Origin of the sequence: Massilia sp. CFBP 13721 (assembly GCF_014842025.1) — a bacterium.
GTDB lineage: Bacteria > Pseudomonadota > Gammaproteobacteria > Burkholderiales > Burkholderiaceae_D > Telluria.
In genome coordinates this window covers 1-8,620 of the sequence record NZ_JACYUY010000050.1, presented here as the reverse complement: position 1 = coordinate 8,620, position 8,620 = coordinate 1, and the positions used below count along the sequence as shown (strand labels likewise).

The 8,620-nt window shown below is 69.0% G+C and carries 4 protein-coding genes; all 4 read left to right on the top strand.

What is annotated here, in order from left to right; all coding sequences use genetic code 11:
- Positions 1 to 186 precede the first annotated feature (186 nt).
- Genes IFT60_RS26015 through IFT60_RS26000 form a run of 4 tightly spaced genes read left to right on the top strand, consistent with a single transcriptional unit; the run spans position 187 to position 8,420 of the window.
- The gene (locus tag IFT60_RS26015; protein WP_192057001.1) at positions 187 to 1,722 is read left to right on the top strand and encodes a TIGR02677 family protein; all 1,536 of its coding nucleotides are present in this window, start codon (positions 187 to 189) and stop codon (positions 1,720 to 1,722) included.
- The gene (locus IFT60_RS26010) at positions 1,712 to 2,974 is read left to right on the top strand and encodes a TIGR02678 family protein (protein ID WP_192057000.1); all 1,263 of its coding nucleotides are present in this window, start codon (positions 1,712 to 1,714) and stop codon (positions 2,972 to 2,974) included. The genes IFT60_RS26015 and IFT60_RS26010 overlap by 11 nt, the downstream gene beginning before the upstream one ends.
- Positions 2,974 to 7,134 carry a TIGR02680 family protein gene (locus tag IFT60_RS26005; protein ID WP_192056999.1) on the top strand — a complete coding sequence of 1,387 codons (4,161 nt, stop codon included), beginning with the start codon at positions 2,974 to 2,976 and terminating at the stop codon, positions 7,132 to 7,134. Before IFT60_RS26010 ends, IFT60_RS26005 begins: the two co-directional genes overlap by 1 nt.
- Positions 7,131 to 8,420 carry a TIGR02679 family protein gene (locus tag IFT60_RS26000; RefSeq protein ID WP_192056998.1) on the top strand — a complete coding sequence of 430 codons (1,290 nt, stop codon included), beginning with the start codon at positions 7,131 to 7,133 and terminating at the stop codon, positions 8,418 to 8,420. Before IFT60_RS26005 ends, IFT60_RS26000 begins: the two co-directional genes overlap by 4 nt.
- Positions 8,421 to 8,620: the final 200 nt, after the last annotated feature.

Here is an 8,620-nt window from a genome sequence, read left to right as displayed (position 1 = left end):
AAACGACTTTGCGCCGATGATAGTGCTGCAACCAGTGTGAAAGTAGGTTATCGTCAGGCTAGTTATAAGAAAAGCCCCACAGAGTGATCTCTGTGGGGTTTTTTGCTTTGGGTTGACCGTTTTACGGCGTTGACCATTACACAACCCCACATTATAGTCGGGGATTCCCGGCCCTCCATCCAGACCATGCCGACGCTTACCCAATCCGCAGGCAACTTGTTCCGCCACGTCGTGGCCGACAAAGCCGCGCTGTACCGGGCCATCATGGACACCTTCGCCGCCGCCAAAAGACAGTTCAGGCTGCAGTTGCGGCCCGACGAGGTGCAGATCGAAGCGCGCTGGCCTGGCGCCACCCCCGCGCTCGATGAAATCCAGCACGCGCTGTCGACGCTGGCGGAATGGGGCAACCTGGAGGCGCATCCGGATACGGCGCGTGTTTCGAGCGTCGAGGATTTTTATCGGGCACGCTTCCTGTACCGCTTGTCGCTCGGCGGTGAAGCCGTCGAAACGGGCCTGGCCGTCTTTGCGCGCACTCTCGCACGGCAGAGCGAACTGCAGACCGTTGCCCTCGAAGACATCCTCACCCAGCTCAATGCGCTACTGGCACTGGCGGGCGAATCGGCACCCGACCCGGCCAAGGTGCACACCGCCTTGCGCGACCTGGTGCGTGTCTTCGACGGCCTGGCCGACAATGCCCAGGCCTTCATGGCCAGCGTCGCCCGCACCATCGAATTGCAGCAGGCCGACGTGCAGGCCGTGATCGCCTTCAAGCAGCGCCTGATCGACTACCTGAACCGTTTCGTCAGCGACCTGGTGGGCCGTTCGGGCGCAATCGCCAGCCGCCTGCTCGAACTGGATAACCGGATCGAACCGTTGCTCTTGCTTGCCGCACAGCGCGAACGGCGCGATGCGGCGCCTGGCGACGAGGCCGGGCAGGCAGCGGCCCTGGCCGAACGCGTGGCGATCTGGCGCGAACGCTGGCGTGGCCTGTCGCGCTGGTTCATCAGCGATGGCCACATCCAGGCCCAGTCGGAACTCTTGCGCGCCAAGGTGAGGGCGGCGATCCCGCAACTACTGGCGGCGGTGGCCAGCCTGAACGAACGGCGTAGCGGGCGCAGCGACCGCTCGGCCGACTATCGCATCCTGGCACGCTGGTTCGCCGATACCGCCAGCGACGCCGAGGCGCACCGACTCTGGCGCGCCGGCTTCGCGCTCAATCCCGCCCGTCACTTCAGCCTGCAAGCCGAGACGGCGCACGCGGACCCGGTGCCCGCATCCACCGCCTGGGCCGACGCGCCGCCGGTACGCGTGCATCCACGCCTGCGCGAGCAGGGCGAGCTGACGCCGCGCGGCGCGGCGCCGCATGTGCGTGCACGCGACACCGAGCGCGCCATGCTGGCCGCGCGCGTGTCCGCCGAGCGCGCCGAGATCGATGCGGCGCGTGCGATCCTCACCACCGGCCAGGCCACGCGCCTGTCCGATCTCGGTATGCTCGATGCACAGGCGTTCCGGCTGTTCCTGAACCTGCTCGGCGAAGCGCTGGTGGTGCAGGCGCGTCCCGGCGCCGAAGTCGCATGCCAGAGTGCCGATGGCCTGCTGCAGATCCGCCTGGTGCCTTTGGCGCCGGACAGTGTCGCCAGCATCCAGACCAGCTTCGGCACCTTCACCGGGCGCGACCACCTGCTGACGATCACTGCCACCGGAGACGGCCATGGCGCGTGATGCCGCACAGGTCAAGGACGTGCTCGCGCGGCATCGCGAAGACGAGCGCCGCGACGCCTTGCGCGCCCTGTTGATGTGCCCCTTGATGACGGCGTCGCACCCGGCCTTTCACGCTGTGCGCCGCCACGAACGCGAACTGCGCGACTGGTTTTCGCAAGCGGCCGGCTGGGTCCTGCACGTCGAGCGCGATTGCGCGCGCCTGTACAAGCGCCCTGCCGACCTGGCCGACGCCAGCCGCGGCGCGGCCGATTTCGACCGCCGCCGCTACATCCTGTTCTGCCTGGCCTGCGCCGCGCTCGAGCGCGCCGAGCCGCAGATTACCTTGCGCACCCTCGGCGAAAAGCTGCTGGCCCTGTCCGCCGACCCGGAACTCGGTACGCGCGGCTTTACCTTTACCCTCGAGAGCCATCACGAACGGCGCGAGCTGGTGGCCATCTGCCGCTACCTGCTGTCGCTCGGCGTGCTGCTGCGCGTGGCCGGCGACGAAGACGCCTTTGTCAGCAAGGTCGGCGACGCCCTGTACGACGTACGGCGGCGCGCATTGGCCGGCCTGCTGGCGGCCGCGCGCGGCCCCTCGACCTGGGCGCCCGGGCATGCGCCAGTCCAGCTGGACGACCGCCTTGTCGCCCTGACCGAAGAATTTACCCCCGATAGCGACGAGGGGCGACGCACCGCGATGCGTCACCACCTGGCGCGCCGCCTGCTCGACGATCCGGTCGTCTACCTCGACGAACTGGACGACCGTCCCGCCTTGCGCGCCTACTTCCAGAACCAGCGTGGTGCGCTTGCCGCGCGCCTGGGCGAGGCGACCGGCCTGAGCGCCGAGCAGCGCGCCGAAGGCCTGGCCCTGGTGGACGAGAGTGGAGAGCTCACCGACGTCGCCATGCCGGCGGCCGGCACCGCATCCCATGTCACCTTGCTGGTCGCCGAATTCCTGGCAAGCGCCGGCCGTGCCCGGCCTGGACTACCCGTGGGCGAGGCGGCGGTGCGCGAGGCCGTACGCGACATGATCCCCGAGTACGGGCGCTACTGGGCGAAGGCCGCGCGCGAGCCCGGCGCCGAACATGACCTGGCCAGCAATGCGCTGGAACGGCTGGAGATGCTCCGGCTGGTCCGGCGCGACGCGCAGGGTGTGTATCCGTTGCCGGCACTGGCGCGCTTCGCACTCGGCGACACCGAACTAGTCGCGCGCAAGCGCACCGTAACCAAACGCGACAAGGGCGCCGAGCGCGCCCAGGACGCCTTATTCTGATGCCCGATTCCCTGTTTTCCAGCGGCGCCGCGCCTGCGCTGCTGCCACTTCCCGAGCCGCTCCAGGCGCGCTGGCAACCGCTGCGCATCGGCCTGGTGGAGCTGTTTCACTACGATAGCGAAGAGTTCTGGTTTCGCGACGGCCACCTGCTTTTGCGCGGCAATAACGGCACCGGCAAGTCGAAGGTGCTGTCGCTCACGCTGCCCTTCCTGTTCGACGCCAGCATCAAGTCGTCGCGCATCGAACCCGATGGTGACGCCACCAAGAAGATGGCGTGGAATCTGCTGCTCGGCAAGCACGAGCGCCGGGTCGGCTATGCCTGGATCGAGTTCGGCCGCATCGGCGAAGATGGCCAGCCGCACTACCTGACCCTGGGCTGCGGCCTGTCGGCGGTCGCGGCGCGAACCCAGGTCGACACCTGGTACTTTATTACCGAGGGCCAGCGTGTCGGGCGCGAGTTGTGGCTGATCGACGAACGGCGCGCAGTGCTGGGCAAGGAGCGCCTGGCGCAGGCGCTCGACGGCAGCGGCCAGTTGTTCGACACCGCGCAAGCCTATCGCCGCGCGGTCGACGAGCGCCTGTTCCACCTGGGGGAAGCGCGTTACGCGGCCTTGATGGATACGCTGATCCAGCTGCGCCAGCCGCAGCTGTCGAAAAAACCGAACGAAGAGAACCTGTCGAACGCGCTCACCGAAGCGCTGGCGCCGCTGCCGGACGAGTTATTGGCCGACGTGGCCGAGGCCATGAACCAACTGGAGGAATATGGCCAGCAGCTGGCCGAACTGAACGAACTGGCCAAAGCGGTCGGTCAGTTCAACCGCCGCTACAGCCAGTACGCGCGGGTGAATGCGCGGCGCCAGGCGCGCGTGCTGCGCACGGCGCAGACCGGCTTCGACAAGGCCAGCCGCGAACTGCACGAAGCACGTGCCGCCTTCGACGCCGACCAGTTGGCCGAGGCAGCGTTGCACGCATCGCTCGACGCCGCCGAAGCGCAGCAGTTGCGCGACCGCGCCGCGCTCGACGAAATGCAGTCCGATCCGCGGATGCAGGACGCCAACCGCATCGACGAACTCGCCCGCAATCTTGCGGCGCGCCGGCGCGAGCTGGAGGCAGCGCAGGCAGCATTGCGCGAAGCCGTGCAGCGGCAGGCGCGCGACGCGGATGCGCTGCGCGGCTATGCCGAACGCGCCGATGCCGCCTGCGCCGCGCTGGCACGTGCTGCCGCCGGCTTCGACGATGCGGGCACGGCGGCCGGCCTGGCGCAGCGCGAGGACTTCGCGGCAGCCGCAGCCTGCTTCGCGCAACCGGATGCCCTGGCCGCTCTCGACCCGGCGGAGTACGAGCAGATGGAGCGCGCCTTGCGCAACCTTGGCCGGCAGCGTCGTGCCGATATCGCTGTGGTGGCCGAGCGCCTGCGCCAGCTCGATGCGGCGGGGCAGGCACGCGAGGCGGCGCAGACGCGGCGCGACGACAGTGCCGACGACCTCGCCGATGCCGCCGTGCGCCTGGCGGCGGGCGAGGCCGAGTTGCTTGCGCAGGCCGACCAGGTCGTCGATGCATGGAGCGCGCATGCGGCCGGGCTGCGCGAACTGGCGATCGACAGCGCAGCGGTGCTGCCGGCACTGGCCGACTGGACCCGCAGCCTCGAAGGCGAGAATCCCGCCCGCGCTGCCTTGATGCGCTCCCAGCACGACAGCAGCCTGCGGCTGGCGCAAGATGAAGCAGCCGCGCTGGCGCGCCGCGCGCTGCTCGATGCGCAGGCCCTGGCCTTGCGGCAGGAGCGCGAGCACCTGGCGAACGGCGTCGATAGCGCGCCGCCGGCCCCGTATCAGCGTGACCCCGGCGCGCGCCTGGCTGGCCGCCCGGGTGCGCCGTTCTGGCGGCTGGTCGAGTTCCGCGCCGGCGTGCCTGACCAGGCCGAGCGTGCCGGTATCGAAGCCGCGCTGGAAGCGGCCGGCTTGCTTGATGCCTGGGTCAGCCCCGACGGCGCCATCGACGCCGGCGCCGGCGCGCCGTTGTTCGACACGCTGCTGCGCGCACGGACGGCGCAGGCCGACTCCCTGGCTGCCTGGCTGGCGCCGGCGCAACCGTGCGCACTCGACCCGCTGCTGGTCGAACGCTTGCTGGCATCGGTTTTCTGCGGCGCGCACGACAACGGCGCCGAGACCTGGATCGCGCCCGACGGACGCTTCCGTATCGGACCGCTGGCCGGCGCCTGGTCCAAGCCGGCCGCCGAATACATCGGCGCGGCCAGCCGGGCCGAGGCGCGCCGCCGGCGCATCGGCGAGATCGACGCCACCCTGGCCCTGCTGGAAGAAGAACAAACGACTTTGTCAGGGACACTCGGACTGCTGGCCGAACGGCGCACCCGCGCAGCGGCCGAGTGGGACGCGGCGCCGGCGGATACGGCGCTGCGCGGCGCCCATGTGCAGGCCGCCGCACTGGAACGCGAGCGGCGCCAGTTCGCCGACCGATTGCTGGCGGCCGAAGCGCGCCTGGCCGCAGCGCTTGAAGCCTGGCGCACCGCGCGCGCTGCCCTCGAGCGCGATGCCGCCGACCTGCAGTTGCCGCCGGACGGCAGCGCCTTGGCGGACGTGAGCGCCGCGCTGGACGCGGCTGCGCAGGCATTGCAAGACCTGCTGCTGCGGGCCCAGCAGGTGCGCGATGTGCTGCCCGAGCGGCGCCGCCAGCAAGACCGTCTCGAGGACGGCAACCGCGACGTCGCCGGACGCCGCGAGCAGGCGGTGCGCTGCGCCGAAGCCGTCGACGAGGCGCGTACGCGCCTGGACACGCTGCGCGAACGGGTCGGCGCCCAGGTGGGCGAACTCACGGCGCGGCTGGCGGCGTTGCGCCAAGCGGTGCAGGATGGAGAAGCCGCGTTGAAACATGCGCGTACGCTGCTCAGTGCGGCCAGCGAAACCCGTGCCGTCAGCGGCCAGCGCGCCGCAAGCGCCGCCGCGACGCTGGAAGAACGCAGCGCGCTACGCCAGGGCGCGGTGCACGGACTCGAACAATTCAACGCCACCGGACTGTTGGCCATCGCGCTGCCCGAACTGGAACTGCCGCCTGCGCCATGGAGTATCGAACCGGCACTGGGTGTGGCGCGCCGCGCCGAGCAACTGCTGCTAGAAGTCGATGCCGAGGACGACGATTGGTCGCGCGTGCAAAGCGCCTATGCGCGCGACTTTTCCGAATTGCAGAGCGCACTGACCGCGCTTGGTCACCAGGGCCAGGCCGAGCCGAGCGACCACGGCATGATCGTCACCATCGTCTACCAGAACCGGCCGCAGCGTCCGGACATCATCGAGGCGGCGATCCGCGCCGAGATCGCGCAGCGCCAGGAACTCTTGACCGCGCGCGAGACCGAGGTGCTCGAAAATCACCTGCAGGCCGAAGTGGCGGCGGCGATCCAGCGCCGCCTGCAGGAAGCCGACCGCCGGGTGGCGACGATCAACATCGAATTGGCCAAACGCCCGACCTCGACCGGCGTGCGCTTCCGCCTGCAGTGGCAAGCATTGGAGGAGGGCAGCGAGGGCGCACCGGTCGGGTTGGAAGCCGCGCGCAAACGTCTGCTGAGCACCAGCTACGACGCCTGGTCGCCTGAGGACCGGCAAGTGGTGGGGCGCATGCTGCAGAACCGGATCGCGGCCGAGCGTGCACGCGACGATGCCGGGCGCAGCGGCAGCCTGCTCGAACTGCTGGCGCGTGCGCTCGACTACCGGCGCTGGCATCGCTTCCGCGTGCAGCGCTGGCAGGACGGGCAGTGGCGCCCGCTGTCGGGACCCGCTTCCAGCGGCGAGCGCGCCCTGGGGCTGACGGTGCCGCTGTTCGCGGCGGTGTCGAGTTTCTATACGCATGCGGGATCGCGTCATGCACCGCGCCTGGTGCTGCTCGACGAAGCTTTCGCCGGCATCGACGACGCCGCACGTGCCCACTGCATGGCCCTGGTGCGGGAGTTCGACCTCGACTTCGTCATGACCAGCGAGCGCGAATGGGCCTGTTATGCAGAGCTGCCCGGCGTGTCGATTTGCCAGCTGCAGCGGCACGAAGGCATCGACGCCGTTCACGTGTCGCGCTGGAGCTGGGACGGCCGCGCGCGCCGGCTCGAAGAAGACGGCGCGCGGCGCTTCCAGGACGCGGCCGAGGCCAGCGCCGAATGAGCGAAGCGAACCCGAGACTGGCGCGTCTGCTGGGCGGCGCCGCGCTGGCGTCACTGCGGGCACGGCTGCGCAGCCGCTACCAGCGCGGCCGTGAAAGTGGCGTCGTCACCCTCGGCAGCCTGAGCGGGACGGAACGCGATGCCCTGGCCGGCCTGCTTGGACGGCGTCCGAGCGAGGCCGGCTCGCTGCGTTTCGATATCGCGGAGCTGGATGCACGCCTGGCCGATGCCGGGCTGGCAAGCTCCTTGCGGCACGCGCTGGAATTGCTCGATGGGCCAATCGTCGACCTGGTGGCGGCGCGTGCCGAATCCGCGCGCAACTGGGAGAACGTGCGCGCGCTGGTGACGGACGGCAGACTGGCCGCATTTCTCTCCGATGGCCGCGGCCTGGGCCTGCTCAAGCGCCTGGCCGCGCACTTGCCGGTCGCTGCGGCGCTGATCGGGCAGGTGCAGGCCGTGCTGGCGCAATTGCCGGCGGCGGCCGTGACGCGCTCCCACCTGGCTGCGCAGTTACTGGGCGACGCGCACGCGCTCGATCCAGGCAGCCCGGTAGCCACCATCGTGCTTGCCGTACTGCGGCGCGAACGCGCGGGGGCCGACGCTACCGAGGGCGAGGAAACGGTGCGCGAGTCATGGGCGGCAGTGGGGGTGCTGGTCAATGAACTGGCACGCCCGGTGTTGTTCCTGAACTTGCCAGGCAGTGCGGGCGCGAGTGCAGGTGACCCAAGTGGCGAGCCGGGCTATCTGTCGCTGCGGGCGCTGATGCGTTCGGCGCCGGTATGGAAAGTCGCATCGCGCGACGTCTATGTATGCGAAAACCCGAACCTGGTGGCCATCGCAGCCGATGCGCTGGGAGCCCAGTGCGCGCCGCTGGTGTGCACTGACGGCATGCCCGCGGCGGCGCAGCGTGCGCTGTTGTCGCAGCTAGCGCTGGCGGGCGCCCGACTGCACTACCACGGCGATTTCGACTGGCCGGGCATCGTCATCGCGAATACGGTCGTCGACATGTTCGGCGCGGCGCCCTGGCGTTTTGGCGCAACCGATTACCTCAGTGCGCTCGACACCGATGCGCGAGCGACGCGCCCGCTGGCGGGAGCGGCGGTCGAGGCCCGCTGGGATAGCGCACTGACGCAAGCAATGCAAATGCAGGGCAGGGCGATCGACGAAGAAGCGCTGGCGGCCCGGCTGTTACGGGATCTGGACGTGCGTCTAAAACAAACCTTGCCGGATACCTATGCTATTTGCTATGATTCGCCTCCTCGCAAAAACGACAACGAAATCAAGTAGTTGAAGTTAAAGCAAGGCACCGCAAAGTACTGCGGTGTAGCAAAAAAGAAGTTGACGAGAATCAGAAATTGCTTCATACTCTTCTTCCTCTGCTGCTGACGAACAAAACGATTCGCAGAACGCAGCAAGGCAGTACCGAATAAAGTTCTTTAAAAATTAACAGTCGATAAGTGTGGGCGTTTGATGAAGGTGCCAGCTGA